16 protein-coding genes are annotated in these 16,922 nt (G+C 63.8%); 3 read left to right on the forward strand and 13 right to left on the reverse strand.

The annotated features are described in order from the left end of the window. Nucleotides 1-83 precede the first annotated feature (83 nt). From E7813_RS20145 to E7813_RS20155, 3 genes are read right to left on the reverse strand one after another with little or no spacing between them, the layout of a single operon-like run. Nucleotides 84-1,322 (reverse strand): sodium:proton antiporter, encoded by a 1,239-nt coding sequence (locus tag E7813_RS20145; RefSeq protein ID WP_291576925.1) that lies wholly within the window; start codon nucleotides 1,320-1,322, stop codon nucleotides 84-86. Between the two features lie 23 nt (nucleotides 1,323-1,345). Beyond that, entirely contained in the window at nucleotides 1,346-2,293 is a 948-nt protein-coding gene (locus tag E7813_RS20150) for an alpha/beta hydrolase (protein ID WP_291576927.1), read from the reverse strand. A 38-nt stretch (nucleotides 2,294-2,331) separates the two neighbouring features. Then, nucleotides 2,332-3,111, reverse strand: coding sequence for an SDR family oxidoreductase (locus E7813_RS20155; protein WP_291576930.1), 780 nt, complete (start codon nucleotides 3,109-3,111; stop codon nucleotides 2,332-2,334). Nucleotides 3,112-3,363: 252 nt separating this feature from the next. Here E7813_RS20155 and E7813_RS20160 point away from each other — a divergent pair, with 252 nt between their 5' ends. Next, entirely contained in the window at nucleotides 3,364-4,332 is a 969-nt protein-coding gene (locus tag E7813_RS20160) for a DUF2155 domain-containing protein (RefSeq protein ID WP_291576931.1), read from the forward strand. 10 nt (nucleotides 4,333-4,342) lie between these two features. On the opposite strand, the gene aat is transcribed toward E7813_RS20160, so the two are convergent. The 10 genes from aat to E7813_RS20210 form a co-directional block, all read right to left on the reverse strand. Next, nucleotides 4,343-5,020, reverse strand: coding sequence for a leucyl/phenylalanyl-tRNA--protein transferase (gene aat, locus E7813_RS20165; protein WP_291576933.1), 678 nt, complete (start codon nucleotides 5,018-5,020; stop codon nucleotides 4,343-4,345). Nucleotides 5,021-5,065: 45 nt separating this feature from the next. Next, complete coding sequence (locus E7813_RS20170; RefSeq protein WP_291576934.1) at nucleotides 5,066-6,160, reverse strand: response regulator; 1,095 nt, start codon at nucleotides 6,158-6,160, stop codon at nucleotides 5,066-5,068. Further along, nucleotides 6,157-6,597 (reverse strand): response regulator, encoded by a 441-nt coding sequence (locus E7813_RS20175; RefSeq protein WP_291576935.1) that lies wholly within the window; start codon nucleotides 6,595-6,597, stop codon nucleotides 6,157-6,159. Before E7813_RS20175 ends, E7813_RS20170 begins: the two co-directional genes overlap by 4 nt. Further along, nucleotides 6,594-8,126: a CHASE3 domain-containing protein gene (locus E7813_RS20180; RefSeq protein WP_291577062.1), complete on the reverse strand. Its 1,533-nt coding sequence runs from the start codon at nucleotides 8,124-8,126 to the stop codon at nucleotides 6,594-6,596. The genes E7813_RS20175 and E7813_RS20180 overlap by 4 nt, the downstream gene beginning before the upstream one ends. 112 nt (nucleotides 8,127-8,238) lie before the next feature. After that, nucleotides 8,239-9,588: an acetyl-CoA carboxylase biotin carboxylase subunit gene (gene accC / locus E7813_RS20185; protein ID WP_291576936.1), complete on the reverse strand. Its 1,350-nt coding sequence runs from the start codon at nucleotides 9,586-9,588 to the stop codon at nucleotides 8,239-8,241. An 87-nt stretch (nucleotides 9,589-9,675) separates the two neighbouring features. Continuing rightward, entirely contained in the window at nucleotides 9,676-10,170 is a 495-nt protein-coding gene (gene accB, locus E7813_RS20190; protein ID WP_291576940.1) for an acetyl-CoA carboxylase biotin carboxyl carrier protein, read from the reverse strand. 42 nt (nucleotides 10,171-10,212) lie between these two features. Next, nucleotides 10,213-10,692, reverse strand: a complete 480-nt coding sequence (aroQ, locus tag E7813_RS20195) for a type II 3-dehydroquinate dehydratase (protein WP_291576941.1) — start codon at nucleotides 10,690-10,692, stop codon at nucleotides 10,213-10,215. Between the two features lie 252 nt (nucleotides 10,693-10,944). Then, on the reverse strand, nucleotides 10,945-11,637 hold the full coding sequence (locus tag E7813_RS20200; RefSeq protein WP_291576942.1) for a DUF1236 domain-containing protein: 693 nt from the start codon (nucleotides 11,635-11,637) through the stop codon (nucleotides 10,945-10,947). Between the two features lie 203 nt (nucleotides 11,638-11,840). Continuing rightward, the gene (locus tag E7813_RS20205) at nucleotides 11,841-12,608 is read right to left on the reverse strand and encodes a DsbA family protein (protein WP_291576943.1); all 768 of its coding nucleotides are present in this window, start codon (nucleotides 12,606-12,608) and stop codon (nucleotides 11,841-11,843) included. A gap of 74 nt (nucleotides 12,609-12,682) precedes the next feature. Further along, nucleotides 12,683-14,092, reverse strand: a complete 1,410-nt coding sequence (locus E7813_RS20210) for a M48 family metalloprotease (RefSeq protein WP_291576944.1) — start codon at nucleotides 14,090-14,092, stop codon at nucleotides 12,683-12,685. Between the two features lie 148 nt (nucleotides 14,093-14,240). Here E7813_RS20210 and E7813_RS20215 point away from each other — a divergent pair, with 148 nt between their 5' ends. Then, complete coding sequence (locus E7813_RS20215) at nucleotides 14,241-15,428, forward strand: aminotransferase class I/II-fold pyridoxal phosphate-dependent enzyme (RefSeq protein ID WP_291576945.1); 1,188 nt, start codon at nucleotides 14,241-14,243, stop codon at nucleotides 15,426-15,428. A 166-nt stretch (nucleotides 15,429-15,594) separates the two neighbouring features. Next, complete coding sequence (locus E7813_RS20220; protein ID WP_291576946.1) at nucleotides 15,595-16,908, forward strand: dicarboxylate/amino acid:cation symporter; 1,314 nt, start codon at nucleotides 15,595-15,597, stop codon at nucleotides 16,906-16,908. The last annotated feature ends 14 nt before the right edge of the window (nucleotides 16,909-16,922 follow it).

The raw sequence follows: 16,922 nt of genomic DNA on the forward strand, positions 1-16,922 counted from the left end.
AATGCACCGAGCAACAAGGCTGCCTGGCGCCGTCGAGCGAGGCTAGAACAACCGCGGATACAGGCAACGGTAGCCGTGGCCCGCTAGCCACTCTCCAGAAGCCCCAGCCTGCGCCCGAGCCATTGCGTGGTCGGGGCCTGGATCAGGATCGTCATGAGAATGGCGATGAAGGTCACCGAGGCGATCATCTCCGCACCGGGTGCTTTGATGCCGAGCAGGAGTCCGGCGAGGGCTGCCGGAATGACGCCGGTCTCGCGGGTCCAGCACATGAACAGCATTTCGCCAAAACTCCATCGCGCGCGGCGGTCGGGCAGCGCGCACAGGAACACCGTCACCGGCCGCGCCACCAGCATCAGGACGGTGACGACGGCGACGCCGCCGAACCAGTATTTTCCCATCAGGGTGAAATCGACCTGGGCGCCGAGCAGGATGAAGATGAACAGCCGCATGATGAATGCCGTGGTCAGCACAAATTCGTCGAGCTTCTGCGCTTCGCCGGCTTCCATTTGAAAACCAAACGTCTCCTTGTTGCCAAGCACGATGCCGAACACGAACACCGCCATGAAACCGCTGGCCTGCAAATTGTCCGCGGCGAAATAAGCGCCGATCACCGCAACCAGCGTGACCACCGGCGCATACTCGACCAGAAACGCCCATCGTTCATGCGCGATCAAAAGTGCCGCCAGAGACCCCAATATCGCGCCGGCAAGGATGCCGATGACGGATTGCTTGAGGAGATCGAACAACGAATGCAGCAGCGAGAATTCGCCGCTGCCCGTCGCCACCGCCAGCACCGCGAAGGTGACGATCGCGCCCATGGCGTCGTTGAACGCGGACTCGCTCATCACGGTTTGCGCCACCCGGTCGCGAATGCGGATCTGCCGGAAGATCGGCACCAGTGTCGCCGGATCGGTGGACGCCAGCGTTGTACCCAACAGCAGCGCCACGCTTGGGGCAATGCCGATGATGTAATGGGCGGCGAGCCCGGTGATGGCGGCCGTGATCAGCACGCCGAAGGTGGCGAGCACCACGATGGTGATCCAGACCTGCTTCAGCACCTCGAAGCGCAGCGCCGCGCCGCCGTCGAAAAGGATGTAGCTCGCGCCGAACAGCAGGATGATCTGGTTCAGCGCCGAGCCCGCCTTGATATCAACGAGCCCGAGCGCATGCGGGCCGATCGCGATGCCGGCGATGAGAAACACCGCGACGTCGGGAATCCGGATCTTCTGGGCGGCGAGGGCGGCGACGGTGCCGACAGCCAGAATGAGACCGCACGACAGCAGCGTGTGCTGGGCGATCGCCAGCGAAGCGGACGTTTCCAATGGTTTTCTCCGCGCGATGCCGGTTAACTGAGCGCCTTCAGCCAGAGGCCGATTTCGGCGGCGGCGATGTTGGCCTGCTGCAGCAATTTTCCCATGGTGAAGAAGCCGTGGAACTGGCCGGGAAAATTCCTGAAGGTCACGGCGACGCCGGCATCCTTCAGCCGCTGCGCGTATTCGTTGCCCTCGTCGCGCAGGGGATCGGCGCCGGCGGTCAGCACATAGGCCGGCGGCAGCCCGGCCAGCGTGGCCGCGCGCGCCGGCGACGCCCGCCAATCCGCTCCGTCGGCGGCATCCTTCAGATAGTGATTGCTGAACCATGTGATGACGGTATGCGTCAGCAGGATGCTGGTTTCGGGCTCGCGGTGCGAAGGGTGCGTCTTGGCAAAATCCGTCGCGGGATAGATCAGCACTTGTCCCGCGATATCAGGACCGTTGCCGTCGCGCGCCGATATCGCAACCACCGCGGCCAGGTTGCCGCCGGCGCTGTCGCCGCCGACCATCAGCCGCGATGGGTCGATGCCGAGTTGTTTGGCGTTGCCGGCGATCCATTTGGTGGCGGTTATGGCGTCGTCGACCGCTGCGGGGAATTTGTGCTCGGGCGCCAGGCGATAATCGACCGAGATCACGATCACCTGGCCTTCGTCGGCGAGCTTGCGGCATGCCACGTCATGGGTGTCGAGATCGCCGATCACCCAGCCGCCGCCGTGAAAAAACACCAGACATGGCGCAAGGCCGTTCGAGCGCCGCAGCACTTTCGGCGTGTACACCCGCGCCGGGATCGGGCCCGCAGGCGAGGGGATCGCAAGCGGCTCGACCGATTTGAGTTCCGGCGGCTCCGGGTTGGTGACGAGGCGGCCCTGCAGATAGAACGCGCGCGCTTCCGCCGGCGAAAGCGTTTCGTAAGCCGGACGGCCGGCCTCCTGAAACGCCTTGAAGACGGCGGCGGCATCGGGATCGAGGGTGACGGGCATGGCGAGGCGACCTGTTGCGTGGGGTCCGGTGTCTTGGTTTAGCCCGCGGTGCGCCCGCCGTCGACGGTGTAGGCGGAGCCCGAGACATAACTGGCTTCGTCGGAGGCGAGGAACGCCACCACGGAAGCGACTTCGGCGGCGAGGCCGAGCCGGCGCGCCGGAATCCGCTCGACAATGCGCTCGCTGGGCACCGGCGCGTTGCCGGGGTTGCGTCCTTCGATGATCGCGCTCAGCATCCGGCTGTCGATCATGCCGGGACAGACGCAATTGACGCGCACGCCGGTGGTCGAGCATTCCAGCGCAGCGCTTTTGGTCAGCCCGATCACGGCATGCTTGCTGGCGCTGTAGACGGCGATATCCGGCGAGCCGATCAGGCCGGCGATCGAGGCGGTGTTGATGATGCTGCCCTTGTTCTGTTTGAGCATCACCGGCAGCACGTGCTTCAACCCGAGGAACACGCCGACCACGTTGACGTCGAGCACCCGGCGGAATGTCGCCAGCGAATATTTCGGGATCGGCGCGATGTCGCCCTCGATGCCGGCGTTGTTGTAGAACACGTCGATGGCGCCGAACTTGTCGACGGCGGCGCGGACATAGCCGGCGACCTCGTCCTCATCGGTGACATCGGCGGTCAGGCCGAGCGCCTGCGCCGAGGCCGGCAACTCTTTTATCGCGGCTTGCAGTTCCTGCGCCTTGCGGTCGACCGCGACAATGCGCGCGCCGCGCTCGGCCAAAAGCCGTGTGGTCGCGGCGCCGATGACCCCGGCCGCCCCCGTGACCACGGCGACCTTGCCGTCCAGTCGAATTCGATCGGGCATTGGGTGGCTTTCCCCCTTGCTGCTCCGGTGGTTTTTTGCCGGATTTTTCACGGCCCGGCATGCGCTGCGCGAACCCTGATCGGCAGACTATTTCATCTGCGGCAGGGGCTGGCTAGTGCGGCGGGGCAGCCGGCAACCCGCCCTTTCCCCGCCGTATTCGGCGTGTTAACCGGAAGCCCTGCGAGCGGCGGATAAGTCCGTACAATTCTGTACAATGTCGCGAGCCCGATTCGTCCCTTAAAGCCGCGCGAGATGTTCCGAACCATTGCCCTGACCGGTTTTGCGGCCCTCGTCGTCGCTTCGACCATCGCGCTTGCGCCGCCCGCGCGCGCGCAGATCGGCAATATCTTTTCCGATCAGGCGCCGCGCCCGCCGGGCAGCATCCCCCGCGGCAACCAGCCGTCGCCCGACGACGAGGAGGAAGTGCCGGCGCTGCCGCAGGGCCGCCTGTTGCCGAGCCGTCTGCCGCCGCAGGGCGTACCGCCGCCGGGCGCGGTGCAGTCGCAGCCGCTGGCGCCGCCGCCGGGCACCACGGTGATTCCGCAGAATACGCCGCCCGGCATCGCAATCGCTCCGCCGCAACCGCAGCCCGGCCCGGGCGTTGCGGTCGCCCCTCCGGGCGCCAATCCGCCGCCGGGACAACGCCAGCCGAAGGGCGTGCCGCAAACGCCGGCGACGCTGCAGCCTGGCGACGAGGTGGTCACCGAACCGCCGGCGCAGAAGATCGTCAACAAGAAGGCAAGTTTCTCCGGCCTCGACAAGATCACCGGGCGCATCATCAATTTCGACGAGGATATCGGCGAGACCGTCCAGTTCGGCGCGCTGCGCGTCAAGACCGACGCCTGCTATACGCGGCCCGCCACCGAGGCCGCCAACACCGACGCCTTTGTCGAGGTCGACGAGATCACGCTGCAGGGCGAGGTGAAGCGGATTTTCTCGGGCTGGATGTTTGCGGCGAGCCCCGGCCTGCACGGCGTCGAACATCCGATCTACGATATCTGGCTGACCGATTGCAAAGTCCCCGATACCACCATCGTCAGCGCGCAGCCCGATGCGCCAAAACCGGCACCGCCGCCGCCTCCGGCAAAGCGCGCGCCGCCGAAGCAGCAGGCTGCCCCGCGTCCCTCGCCGCCGCCGCAGCCGCAATTCCAGCAGCAACCGCAACCACCGCCGCCACCGCAGCAACAACCTGGGCTGTTCGGGGGGATTTTCAGGCAGTAAGCGGTTCGGGTTACGCCCGGCCCGCGATGATATCCAGCGCACGGGCGCCGCTGACGGGACGGTCGATCGGCAGCTTGGAAAAATCCGCGCTGCCCTTGATGGCGCGGTCGAGCAGCGTCGTGTAGCGCCGCCGCGGGATTTCGACGGCGCCGAAGCTGCGCAAATGCTCGGTGACATACTGGGTATCGAGCAGGGCGAAACCGCCTGCGATCAGCCGGGCCACCAGATGCACCAGCGCCACCTTGGAGGCGTCGCGGGCGCGATGGAACATGCTCTCGCCGAAGAACGCGCGGCCGAGGCTGACGCCGTAGAGGCCGCCGACCAGTTCATCGTTCTGCCAGACCTCGACGCTGTGGCAATGTCCGAGTTCGTGCAGGCCGAGATAGAGATCGCGGATGCGCTTGTTGATCCAGGTGTCGTCGCGGCCGGGCTGCGGCGCGGCGCAGCCGGCGATGACGGCCTTGAACGCGGTATCGACGGTCACGGTGAAGGCATCGGAGCGCACGGAGCGTGCCAGACGCGAGGCGACGCGGAAACCATCGAGCGGGATCACGCCGCGCAGTTCCGGTTCGACCCAGAACAGGGTCGGATCGTCGGCGCTTTCGGCCATCGGAAAGATGCCGCAGGCATAAGCGCGCAACAGCACCTGGGGCGTGATCTCGGACGATGCGGACTCGCGGGAGGTCATGGCGGCGAGAATAGCAGGATGACGGAAAAAGACGAACGGTAGTCGCTAGCTCGCCGCGGCGCTCGCCGGCCTGGTTGTCGCCGGTTCATCAATGCGGCGAAACCGCAGCACGATCCGGGTGCCGACATGGGCGGGATCGCGCTCCACGTCGGCCTCCAGCTTGGACGCCATGGCGGAGACGATTCTTTGTCCCATGCCGGTGGAACGCGGATCGGTCCTGGCGTTGAGGCCGACGCCGTCGTCGGTAATCGACAAAGTGAGATCGTCGCCCTGCGCACCGAGTTCGACGTGAATGGGACCGGCGCCGTCGGGATAGGCGTATTTCACGGCATTCATCACCAGTTCGTTGACGATGATGCCGATCGCCACCGCGCGGTCGGGGTCGATTTCGACCGGTTCGGCTCTCAACGTCAGCCGCGACATCCGGTTGCCTTCGGCCGACCTGCGCAGATCTTCCAGCAGCGCGTCGAGATACTGGTTCAGCAGCACGCTCTTGAGATCGTGCGAGGTGTAAAGACGGCGGTGCACCTGCGCCACGGCGGCGACCCGTCCCATCGCATTGGTCAGCGCCGCCTTGACGTCGTCCTGGGTGGCCGAATTGGCCTGCAGATGCAGCAGCGAGGCGATGATCTGCAGGCTGTTGCCGACGCGGTGGTTGACCTCGCGCAACAGTACCTCGCGCTCCGCCGCCAGTGCGGCATAGCGGTCGCGCGAGGCGTGGACCTCGGCCTCGGCGTCGTCGCGCGCCTTCTGGATGCGCGCCTGCCGCAGCGCGCCGTTGATGGCGACCTGCAGCAGGGGAATGAATTCGCCTTGCAGATCCTTGACCAGATAGTCGGCGGCGCCCGCCTTCAGGGCGGTGACCGCGATCCCTGAATCCTGCGACGCGGTGACGAATACCACCGGCGGCGCATTCGCGATCGCCAGTATCCGTTCAAGGGTATCGAGGCCGTCGAGCCCGGGCATGTATTGGTCGAGCGCCACGACGTCGATGCCGCCCTCGCGGAGCCGGTCGAGCCCGTCGCTTCCGCTCGCGGCATGGACGACGTTGAAGCCGAGCCGCGTCAGGCCGCGATCGACCAGCCGGGCTAGCGCCGCGTCGTCGTCGATAAACAGAACTGTCGGCATCGCTGCGGTCATGTGGCGGCTTGCGGAACCTGAATGACGGAGAAGAACAGCCCGAGCTGGCGAATGGCGTTGGCGAAGCTTTCGTAGTTCACCGGCTTGGTGATGTAGACGTTGCAGCCGAGTTCATAGCAACGCTTGATTTCCAGGGAATCGTCGGTGGTGGTGAGCACCACGACCGGCGCGCATTTGAGATATTTGCTCGCCTTGATCCGGCGCAGGATTTCGATGCCGGTCATGTCGGGTAAATTGAGGTCGAGCAGGATCAACAGCGCCCGTCCCTTGTGATCGATGCCGGTGCCGTCGCTGCCGAACAGATGGTCGACCGCCGCGGTTCCGTTGGTGAACGGCACGATGTCATTGTTGACGCCGGAGCGGCGGATATTGCGTTCGATCAGGCGGGCGTGTCCCTCGTCGTCCTCGATCATGATGATGGTGACTGGCTTGTTCATGTATCCCTGTTCCGGCTGCCGGCTTTCCAGTTGATGGGCAGTGTAACCGTAAATGTGCTGCCGCTGTGGAGTTCCGACGACACCGACATGGTGCCGCCGAGACGGCGTACCAGAGCCCTGACATGGGCCAGTCCTATTCCCTGGCCTGGCTTGTCCTGGGCTCCGGCGCGGCGAAACAGATCGAAAATCCGCTGGTGGTCTTTCGGATCGATGCCCCGGCCATTATCGGTGATCTCGAAAATCGCAAAGCCGAGCTTTGTCCGACCGCGGACCGAGATGTCGCCGGCAACACCGGGCTTGAGATATTTGAGGGCGTTGTCGATCAGGTTGGAAAAAATCTGCTCCAGCGCGAGGCGGTCGCTGACGATATCCGGCAACGGGGCGACGCGAATCTGCGCATTGGCCTCGGAGGCCTGATGCGCCACGGTGGTGACGATGGCTTCGATCAGTTCGCGGGTGTCGATCAGCACCGGCTCGAATTCGCGCCGCCCCTCGCGGGTGAGATTGAGGATCGCGGTGATCAGGCGGTCCATCTTGGCGATCGACGATTTGATGAACCCCAGCGCCTCGCTGTAATCCTGCGAAAGCTGCTTGTCCTGGTCGTCGAGAGCCGGCTCGACCTCTTCGCCTGCGGCGACCGGCACCAGCGGAGCCGAAGCCGCCGCGCGGACCAGCGCGGCGATCCGCTTGAAGATGTCGGCGCGCAATTCCTCGAGTTCGCTGGTGAAGCCCATGATGTTGACCAGCGGCGAGCGCAGGTCGTGGCTGACGATATAGGCAAAGCGCTGGATTTCGTTGTTGGCTTCGCGAAGGTCGGAGGTGCGCTCGTCGACCGTGGCTTCCAGGTTGAGGTTGTTGTCGCGCAATTGGGCTTCGGCTTCATCGCGCGCGCGCGCCGAGCGCCGCACCAGGAAAATCGAAATGCCGGCCAGGGCGACCACGAGGCCGGAACCTGTGACGGTAACGATGGAGGCAAGCCGCTGCGTGCGGTCCGCGGTCGCCGTGCGCAACGCAAACAGCCTGTCTTCTTCCGCCCGCATGGCGCCGGCGACGTCGTCCAGGCGTTGAACCGAATCGTTGCTGCCGGACTGGCGCAGCATCGCGATGCCGCCGGCAATGTCGTTGCGGGTCACGAAATCGATGGCCTGGGCAAATTCCGCCAGCCGCGCCTGAACCGGCGGGCGCAGCAGCTTGCTGTTTTCAGCCTGAACCGGATTGTCGCGGGTCAATCGGGCAAGCTTGTCGAGATCGGGAAGGACGGTCGCAACGGCGGTCTGGTGTTCGGCCAGAAACCGCGGGTCGGTGGTCAAAAGATAACCGCGGGCGGCACTCTCGGCGCGGCGGATTTGCAGCAAAAGCGCGTTGATCTGGTTTTCCACTTCAACGGTATGCACCACCCAGAGGCTGTCTTGCCGCGCCTGGTTGACCAGGATGACAGAGGATGTGCTGATTGCGACCAACACCAGAAATCCCGCCGCAAGCAGCAGGATCTGCCCAATCGCGCGCTGGCGCGTGGCATCGAGCGTCACAAGTGGCAGGCGTGGTAAAATCAACGATCCCCCGCGGGGAAGTTCCCGGCGACGCACAAACGTCCATCAAGGCAAATCGTTCCGCGGCATTTTAGCTTATTTCGGGGGCCCCTTAACCGGCCGCCTTGCCGGCCAGGTACTGCTCCAGCCAATGGATATGGTAGTCGCCGTCGATGATGGCGGGCTCCCGAACCAGGGCGCGAAACAGCGGGAGCGTAGTCTCGATGCCCTCGACCACCACTTCATCCAGCGCCCGCCGCAGCCGCATCAGGCACTCGGCGCGGGTTTTGCCGTGGACGATCAGCTTGCCGACCAGCGAGTCGTAATAGGGCGGGATCACATAGCCCTGGTAGACCGCGGAATCGATCCGCACACCGAGTCCGCCCGGCGGGTGGTATTGCAGGATCTTGCCCGGCGAGGGCCGGAAGGTCACGGGGTTTTCGGCATTGATGCGGCACTCGATCGAGTGGCCGTTGATGACGACTTCTTCCTGCTTCATCGGCAGATCGCCGCCGGCGGCGATGCGGATCTGCTCCAGCACGAGATCGATGTCGGTGATCATCTCGGTGACGGGATGCTCGACCTGGATGCGGGTGTTCATCTCGATGAAATAGAATTCGCCGTCCTCATAGAGGAACTCGATGGTGCCGACGCCGAGATACTTCATCTCGCGCATCGCCTTGGCGCAAGTGGCGCCGATCCTGGCGCGCGCCGCGGCGTCGAGCGCGGGCGAGGGGCCTTCTTCCCAGATCTTCTGATGACGCCGCTGCAGCGAGCAATCGCGCTCGCCAAGATGGATGGCGCCGCCGCGGCCGTCGCCGAGCACCTGAATCTCGATGTGGCGGGGTTTCTGCAGGTATTTCTCCAGATAGACCGAAGCGTCGCCGAAGGCCGATTTGGCTTCATTGGCCGCCGTCGACAGCGCCAGCATCAAATCGTCTGATGTCTGCGCCACCTTCATGCCGCGTCCGCCGCCACCGGCCGCCGCCTTGACCAGCACCGGAAAGCCGATTGCCTTCGCGATCGCCATCGCGTCGTCGTCGGGACCGACGCCAGCGTCAGAGCCGGGCACCACGGGGATGCCGAGCTTCTTTGCGGTCTTCTTGGCCGCGATCTTGTCGCCCATCAGGCGGATGTGTTCGGCCTTCGGCCCGATGAAATGCAGGTTGTGGTCGGCGAGGATTTCGGCAAAGCGGGCGTTTTCCGACAGAAAGCCGTAGCCGGGGTGCACCGCGTCCGCGCCGGTGATTTCACAGGCTGCGAGCAGCGCCGGCACGTTGAGATAGCTGTCCTTTGACGGCGGCGGGCCAATGCAGACGCTTTCATCGGCGAGGCGCACATGCATGGCGTCGGCGTCGGCGGTGGAATGCACCGCGACGGTGGCGATGCCGAGTTCCTTGCACGCGCGCAGCACCCGCAATGCGATTTCGCCGCGATTGGCTATCAGGATCTTGTCGAACATGTTGTCCTAAAAGGGCGAATAGCGAATGGCGAGTAGCGAATAGTCAGCCGAGAAACCATTCGCCACTCGCCACTCGCCGTTCGCCTCTTACTCTATAATCACCAGCGGTTCGCCGAATTCGACCGGCTGGCCGTCCTCGACAAGAATTTGCGTCACGGTGCCGGCGCGCGTCGACGGAATCTGGTTCATCGTCTTCATCGCTTCGATGATCAGCAAGGTTTGTCCGGCCGCCACCTTGGCGCCGACCTCGATGAACGGCCTCGCGCCGGGCTCGGAAGCCAGGTAGGCGGTGCCGACCATGGGCGAGGGCACCGCACCCGGATGCTGGGCGAAATCCGCAATATCGAACGGCGCGGCCGCCGCAGCGGCAGCAGCAGCCGGCGCAGCCGCAGCGGGTTGAAAGCTCCCCGGCATCGAGGCGGCGATGCTGATGTTGCGCGCGACCCGCAACCGCAAGCCCGCACGCTCGATCTCGATCTCGGTGAGGCTGGTCTCGTCGAGCAGCAGCGCGAGTTCGCGAATAATCGCACTGTCGTCGCTGGTGAACGTCGGGGCTGGCTTGGGTTCAGGCTGGCGCGCCATGATCTTGATCCGAAACTTCTGTTGGGTGGCGGGGCAGGCGCGTCAGGCTTTCGCCCCGACGCCGATCCTGGCGGCAAGGCCATTGATCGCGAGCCTGTAACCGTCGATGCCGAAGCCGGAAAGCGTGGCGAAAGCGGCTTTGGCGGTGAAGGAATGGTGACGGAAACTTTCACGGGCGTGAATATTGCTGATATGCACTTCGACGGCCGGAATTTTCACCGCGACCAGCGCGTCATGCAGGGCGATCGAGGTATGCGAATAGCCGCCGGCGTTGATGACGATGCCGGCCGCTTTCCTGGCGCGCGCCTCGTGGATGAAATCGATCAACTCGCCCTCGTGGTTGGACTGCCTGCAATCGGCTTTCAGGCCGAATCGCGCCGAGGTCTCCGCGCAAAGTTTCTCGACATCGGCGAGCGTGGCGTGGCCATAGGTCTCCGGCTCGCGGGTCCCCAGCAGATTGAGGTTGGGCCCGTTGAGTACGTAAATTGTCTCGGCAGGTGTCTTTGGGGTTGCCTTGGCCATCCAGATTCCGGCGATGTGGCGGTGGGTGGCGCGGTTATAGGTAACAACAGGCCCAAGGGGAAGCCTTTAGGCCTTCGCTGACTTGGTCCAAATACTTCATGCAGTTCGCAAAAAGCCGCGTGGAACTTGCGGAAACCACTCGTTAACCAAGGTTAAAGGATCAGCCTGTGCGCCGGCGCGGGTTGGCGGGGCCTTCGGGAACGAGAAAGGGCGGGCCTTTCGGCCCGCCCGCTCGGTTGTGCGTAGAGACGATTAGACGTCGAGGACTGCCACGATCTCGAAGGTGCGCGGGTCCACCACGACGATCTGGTCGTTAACGAGGATGTACTCATATCCGCGCCACTCGGGATAGATCGTCACGATTTCCGTCGGCAGCGTATGGAACGACACGTCGCGCGGAACGCGGGTACCGACCGAGATCGAGAAGTTGACGTGGTTCAACGGAGCCACATGCTGTTCCCGGATCACCGTACTGATCTTGGTCCGCTGTTCGCCCGACATCTTGGCGCCGGCGCCGGCCTGTCCGGTGGTCCTGCCCTCTTCAGGACGCTTGGACTCGGCGTTCACGTTGCCGCGATCCTCGCGGCCCTGGGCTTCCATGCCCTTGTTGTTCTTGGGCTCATTGGTTTCCGAACGCATGTTGTTCGGCTTCTGACCCATATTGTCTTCGGCGCGCTGGCCCTTCTTCTCTTCCGGGCGCTGGCCCTTGACGTTGTCCTCAGCGCGCTGGCCCTTCATGCCGCCCGAGGTGTTGGGTTCGGATTGCGTCGCCTTCATGCCCGACGGCGCCATTGGTTTGGTAGCCGGAGCATTTGATGGCGCGGCGTGCTCTGCAGGCGCGCCCGCCGACGGCCCTTCCTTGCCCATGGTTCCCTGTGCATTTGCGAAGCCGGCTCCGGCGATCAGCGCCGCCACGGCAACCGACATCATATAACGATTAATCATCGAATATCTCCTCGCAGTGTTCATTGCCCGCGCCGACAACGAAGAGGGGTGCGCGATGTTCCCCGATATTCGGAGTTCCATCGGTTTAGTTTTGACGGTGAAGAAATACCGTCGAACGGTGCGAGATTCATAAAAAAACCGGCTGCGCTGCAGCCGGTTTTCATGGAACGATTAAGGCAACGGTCAAACGTCGATTTCGTTCCTCAACACGTCGCCTTGCCGCAGCGGGCGATACCGATCTTTTGCTTGAGCTCATCCAGGCCGACCGCGCCGACCACGATCTGCTTGCCGATCACGTAGCTCGGCGTGCCGTTCATGCCCATGTCCTCGGCGAGCTTGAAGTTTTCCTCGATCGTGGCGCGCACTTCGGGGCTCGTCATGTCCTTTTCGAGTTTCGCCATGTCGAAGCCGGCGTCTTTCGCCGCCGCCATCGCCCGCGCCTTGTCGGCCTGGCCGCGGCCGCCGAGCAATTTCTGATGGAAGTCGAGATATTTCTTGCCGGTGGGGTCCTGCATCCGCGCGGCAACCGCGACCTGCGCGGCCTCGACCGAGCCGGGCCCGAGCACCGGAAATTCCTTCAGCACGACTTTCAGCTTCGGATCGGTTTTCATCAGCTCCAGCATGTCGGCCATGGCGCGTTTGCAGTAGCCGCAATTGTAGTCGAAGAACTCGACAAAGGTGACGTCGCCATCCTTGTTGGCGACGGTGACGCCGCGCGGCGAGTTGAAGATCGCGGTGGCGTTCTTGGCGATGGTGGCTTCATGTTTCGCGGTTTCGGCGGCGGCCTGGCGCTTGCTCAACTCGGTGATCGCATCTTCCACCACTTCGGGATGTGCGAGCAGGTAGTTCTTGACGATGGTCTCGATATCCCCGCGCTGGCTGTCGGAAAAGCTCTGCGCCGACGCAACCGGCGGCGCACCGCAAAGCGCGAGCGCGAACAGTGCGGGGGCGAGCGAACGAAACGAAGGCATTGGCAAATCCTCTGGAGCGGGTTCGGTGAATTTCTAAAGCAGGTTCCTGGTACCTTAGCTCTATTTATTTCTCGTTATTCTTTCTTCTGGCCCGGCATCGGCTTGGCGGTGACGATATCGTCGGCCTTGACCCAGCCCGGCGTGCCGATCGCAAAACGTGTTTTCGCGCGCGAGGCGAGGTCGCGCGCGGTCTTGTTGTCGCCGCGAAGATAGGCGGCCTGGGCGGAAGCCAGATCGGCATCCGCCAGGTCTCCCTTCCGGCTGTAGGCCATCGCGAGCTCGGTATAGCCCAGCGGAGCTTCGGTCTCGCGTCCGACCGCCGCCTTGAGAATCCCGATCGCTTCCTCGGTATAGGCCTTATTATCGGCTCCCACGAGCGCCTGCCCAAGTAACATCTCGATGAGTGGTGCGTTATTCGAGAGCTGCACCGCCTTGCGCAGCGGCGCAATCGCCTCAGTGGGCTTGCCGCCTTCCAATAGCGCCTGGCCGCGCAGTTCGTAAAAATACGGGTTGTTGGGCTGCACCTGGATCAGCCCGTCGATCTGGGTCAGCGCGTTGCGCAGATCGCCGTGCAGATAGGTCGTGATCGCGTGCGCATAGCGCGACGGCAGGCTGGTGTTGGACAATGGGTAGCGCCGATAGACGGTATCCTGCCGCTCCATGAAGGCCGAAATCTTGGCGCGCATCATATCGTGCCGCATTTGCAGGGCCGGATCATCCTTCTTGTCCCAGAACGGACTTGAATGGGCCAATTCCTCCAGCGCGGCGACGCGCTCGGCGGGCATCGGATGCGACTGGACATAGGGATCGGCGCCATGTGCGGAGAACAGGCTGTCGTCGGAAAACCGCTTGAACGTCTCGTACATGCCCCTGGCGGATTGGCCGGTCGCGGTCAGGAACTTGACCCCGGCGCGGTCGGCGTTTTCTTCCTGCGCGCGCACATAGGAAATCAGGGTGCGCTGAATCATCTCCTGCGGGCCGGCTATCGCGGCGGCGCCGGCATTGGCCAGACCACTGTTGGGATTGCTGCTTCTGGCGGCTGCGACCATCGCGCTGGCGCCGAGCAGCATGGCGATGATCATCTGGGTCTGGGCCCGCGCCACCTGCTCGCGCATCTTGGCGAGATGGCCGCCGGCCAGATGGCCGGTTTCATGCGCCAGCACCCCGATGATCTGGTTCGGGGTCTCCGACTGCATCAGCGCGCCATAGTTCACGAAGATGCGGCGGCCGTCCGCGACGAAGGCGTTGAAGGCCTTGTCGTTGATGATCACAATCTGGATGTTCTGCTTTTCCAGGCCTGCGACGCGCAGGATCGGCCGGGTGTAGTCGCGCAACAACTGCTCGGCCTCGGTATCGCGGAGCACCGGCGGACCCTTGCTTGCCTCCTCTGCCCGCGCGGCGACCGGCGCAACCGCCAGTGCTGCCGCCGTGGCGATGGCGGTCAGTTTCGACAAGTTTTTGCGAAGCGCGAGATGAAGCAGCATGGAGCGGTTTTTAATCATTGGCGGCGGATCGGATACGTTATATGCCCTACCAAACCGCGGAATGCGGCCAGTCTGGGGCGCCCGTGCCCCGTTTCGGAAGTTCGCCGGAACTTCAAATCGGCGGCGCCAGCCCAAATAGCAGATATCGATGCCTGATGCGACATTGAGAGAACGTGCCGGGAGCCTCCTGACGGCATCGGGGCGCAGCGACGTTCCGCCGTTCATGGTGATGGACGTGATGGCGGCGGCGGCGCGAATCGAAGCCGATGGCGGCCATGTCATTCATATGGAAGTGGGACAGCCGGCGGCGTCGGCCCCGCAGGCGGCGATATCGGCCGCCCGTGCCGCGCTCGAGGTCGGGCGGATCGACTACACTGCCGCGCTCGGCATTCCCTCGTTGCGCGAGCGCATCGCCAGGCATTATCGCGAGAGCTACGGCTGCGCCGTGAACCCGGAGCGGATCGTGGTCACCACGGGATCGTCGGGCGCGTTCATCCTGGCGTTTCTCGCCATGTTCGAGCCGGGTGACCGCGTCGCGGTCACCGTGCCCGGCTATCCGCCGTATCGCCATATCCTGACCGCGCTCGGCTGCGAGCCGGTGCTGATCGAGACCACCAGCGAGACCCGTCATGCGCTGACCGGCGAAGCGTTGCTTGCCGCCCATCGCCGCACCCCCCTGAAAGGCGTTCTGGTCGGAAGCCCGGCCAATCCGACCGGCACCATGATGTCGCGCGAGGCGCTCACCGGCCTGATCGGCGCGGCGGAAGGCGCCGGCATCCGCTTCATCTCCGACGAAATCTATCATGGCCTCGATTATGCGTTTGCCGCGGTGACGGCGGCGGAGTTGTCGCCGTATGCGCTGGTGATCAATTCGTTCTCGAAATATTTCTGCATGACCGGCTGGCGGGTCGGCTGGATGGTGGTGCCGGACCCGTTGGTGCGGCCGATCGAGCGGTTGCAGCAGAATCTGTCGATCTCGGTGCCGACGCTGTCGCAGATTGCCGCCGAAGCGGCATTCGACGGCCGCCAGGAGATGGAAGCGATCAAGCATGGCTACCAGGAGAACCGCCGCATCCTGATCGAGGGCCTGCCGCAAGCCGGCCTGACCGAATTCCTGCCCGCCGACGGCGCATTTTACCTCTATGCCGATGTTTCGCAGTTCACTTCCAACAGTTTCGAGTTTGCCGGCCGGATGCTGCAAAAGGCGCATGTCGCGGCCACGCCCGGCATCGATTTCGATCCGGTTCACGGTCATCGGTTCATTCGCTTTTGCTATGCGCGTTCGGCCGACGACATGCGCGAAGCCGTTGCGCGCATCGCGCGATGGCTGCGGTAGATCCGGCAATCCGTCGGATGTTCGATCGTCGCGGATAAATCGCAGGCGCGAGGTGCAACGCCATTGACTCCGCTGCTCCGATTGCTTTTGGCTGTATCCGGTGCGACGGTCGTCCGTGCGAACGGGGCGGATAGAACCGCGAAATTCCAAGGGGGGAGTGAGGGTCATGGCAGCGAGCGTAACCGGAGCGCCGGCGAAACCCTGGTACAAAATCCTCTATCTGCAGGTTCTGATCGCGATCCTGCTCGGCGTCGTCGTCGGCTGGCTATGGCCTAGTCTGGCAACCAATGACTGGATCAAGGCGCTCGGCGACGGCTTCATCAAGCTGATCAAGATGGTGATCGCGCCGATCATCTTCTGCACGGTGGTGTCGGGCATCTCGCATATCCAGGACGCGCGCAAGGTCGGCCGCGTCGGCGTCAAGGCGCTGGTCTATTTCGAAGTCGTGTCGTCATTCGCTCTGATTATCGGCCTGGTGATGGGTAACCTGATCCAGGCCGGACACGGGCTGGCCGCAAAACCCGATGCCGGTGCGGTCGCAGCCTACGTCAAGCAGGCGGAAACGCAAAAGTCGGTCGATTTCGTCCTCAACATCATTCCGGACAGCGTGGTTGGGGCGCTGGCGCGCGGCGACATCCTGCAGGTGCTGTTGTTTGCCATCCTGTTCGGCTTTGCGCTGATGGCGCTCGGCGAACGCGGCAGCAAACTGCGCGACATCATCGACGACACTTCGCATGCGGTGTTTGGCGTGATCGCCATCGTCATGAAGGCCGCCCCGTTCGGCGCCTTTGGCGCGATGGCCTACACCATCGGAAAATTCGGACCCGCCGCACTCGGCAACCTGGTCGGGTTGATCGCGCTGTTCTATGCGACGGCCGGGCTGTTCGTGGTGGTCGTGCTCGGCCTGATCGCGCGCGCCGTCGGCTTCAACATTTTCAAGTTCATCGTCTACATCAAGGACGAACTGCTGATCGTGCTCGGCACCAGCTCGTCCGAAAGCGCGCTGCCGCAATTGATGGAGAAGCTCGAGCGTCTCGGCTGTTCCAAGTCGGTGGTGGGGCTGGTAGTGCCGACCGGCTATTCGTTCAATCTCGACGGCACCAACATCTACATGACACTGGCGACGTTGTTTATCGCGCAGGCGCTCGGCGTCGACCTGTCGTTCAGCCAGCAGGTGACTATTCTGGTGGTGGCGATGCTGACGTCGAAGGGCGCCAGCGGGGTCACCGGCGCCGGCTTCATCACGCTGGCGGCAACGCTCACGGTGGTCAATCCGGCGCTGGTGCCGGGCATGGCGATCGTGTTTTCGGTGGACAAGTTCATGAGCGAGGTGCGCGCGCTCACCAACATCACCGGCAACGGCGTCGCCACCGTATTCGTGTCGTGGTGGGAGGGCGAACTCGATCACGATCGGCTGCACGCTAATCTCAATCAGACCATCGATCCATCGGACCTGCAGACCGCCGTTACGACGGGGTAGCACGGCGGACCGCT

This window comes from Bradyrhizobium sp. (genome assembly GCF_004799405.1).
Taxonomy (GTDB): Bacteria; Pseudomonadota; Alphaproteobacteria; order Rhizobiales; family Xanthobacteraceae; genus Bradyrhizobium.

What these genes read in the sequence shown, in the direction of transcription:
- E7813_RS20150 (WP_291576927.1), bottom strand. Translation starts at nt 2,293, where the DNA reads ATGCCCGTCACCCTCGATCCCGATGCCGCCGCCGTCTTCAAGGCGTTT.
- E7813_RS20155 (WP_291576930.1), bottom strand. Translation starts at nt 3,111, where the DNA reads ATGCCCGATCGAATTCGACTGGACGGCAAGGTCGCCGTGGTCACGGGG.
- E7813_RS20160 (WP_291576931.1), top strand. Translation starts at nt 3,364, where the DNA reads ATGTTCCGAACCATTGCCCTGACCGGTTTTGCGGCCCTCGTCGTCGCT.
- aat (WP_291576933.1), bottom strand. Translation starts at nt 5,020, where the DNA reads ATGACCTCCCGCGAGTCCGCATCGTCCGAGATCACGCCCCAGGTGCTG.
- E7813_RS20170 (WP_291576934.1), bottom strand. Translation starts at nt 6,160, where the DNA reads ATGACCGCAGCGATGCCGACAGTTCTGTTTATCGACGACGACGCGGCG.
- E7813_RS20175 (WP_291576935.1), bottom strand. Translation starts at nt 6,597, where the DNA reads ATGAACAAGCCAGTCACCATCATCATGATCGAGGACGACGAGGGACAC.
- accC (WP_291576936.1), bottom strand. Translation starts at nt 9,588, where the DNA reads ATGTTCGACAAGATCCTGATAGCCAATCGCGGCGAAATCGCATTGCGG.
- accB (WP_291576940.1), bottom strand. Translation starts at nt 10,170, where the DNA reads ATGGCGCGCCAGCCTGAACCCAAGCCAGCCCCGACGTTCACCAGCGAC.
- aroQ (WP_291576941.1), bottom strand. Translation starts at nt 10,692, where the DNA reads ATGGCCAAGGCAACCCCAAAGACACCTGCCGAGACAATTTACGTACTC.
- E7813_RS20200 (WP_291576942.1), bottom strand. Translation starts at nt 11,637, where the DNA reads ATGATTAATCGTTATATGATGTCGGTTGCCGTGGCGGCGCTGATCGCC.
- E7813_RS20205 (WP_291576943.1), bottom strand. Translation starts at nt 12,608, where the DNA reads ATGCCTTCGTTTCGTTCGCTCGCCCCCGCACTGTTCGCGCTCGCGCTT.
- E7813_RS20210 (WP_291576944.1), bottom strand. Translation starts at nt 14,092, where the DNA reads ATGCTGCTTCATCTCGCGCTTCGCAAAAACTTGTCGAAACTGACCGCC.
- E7813_RS20215 (WP_291576945.1), top strand. Translation starts at nt 14,241, where the DNA reads ATGCCTGATGCGACATTGAGAGAACGTGCCGGGAGCCTCCTGACGGCA.
- E7813_RS20220 (WP_291576946.1), top strand. Translation starts at nt 15,595, where the DNA reads ATGGCAGCGAGCGTAACCGGAGCGCCGGCGAAACCCTGGTACAAAATC.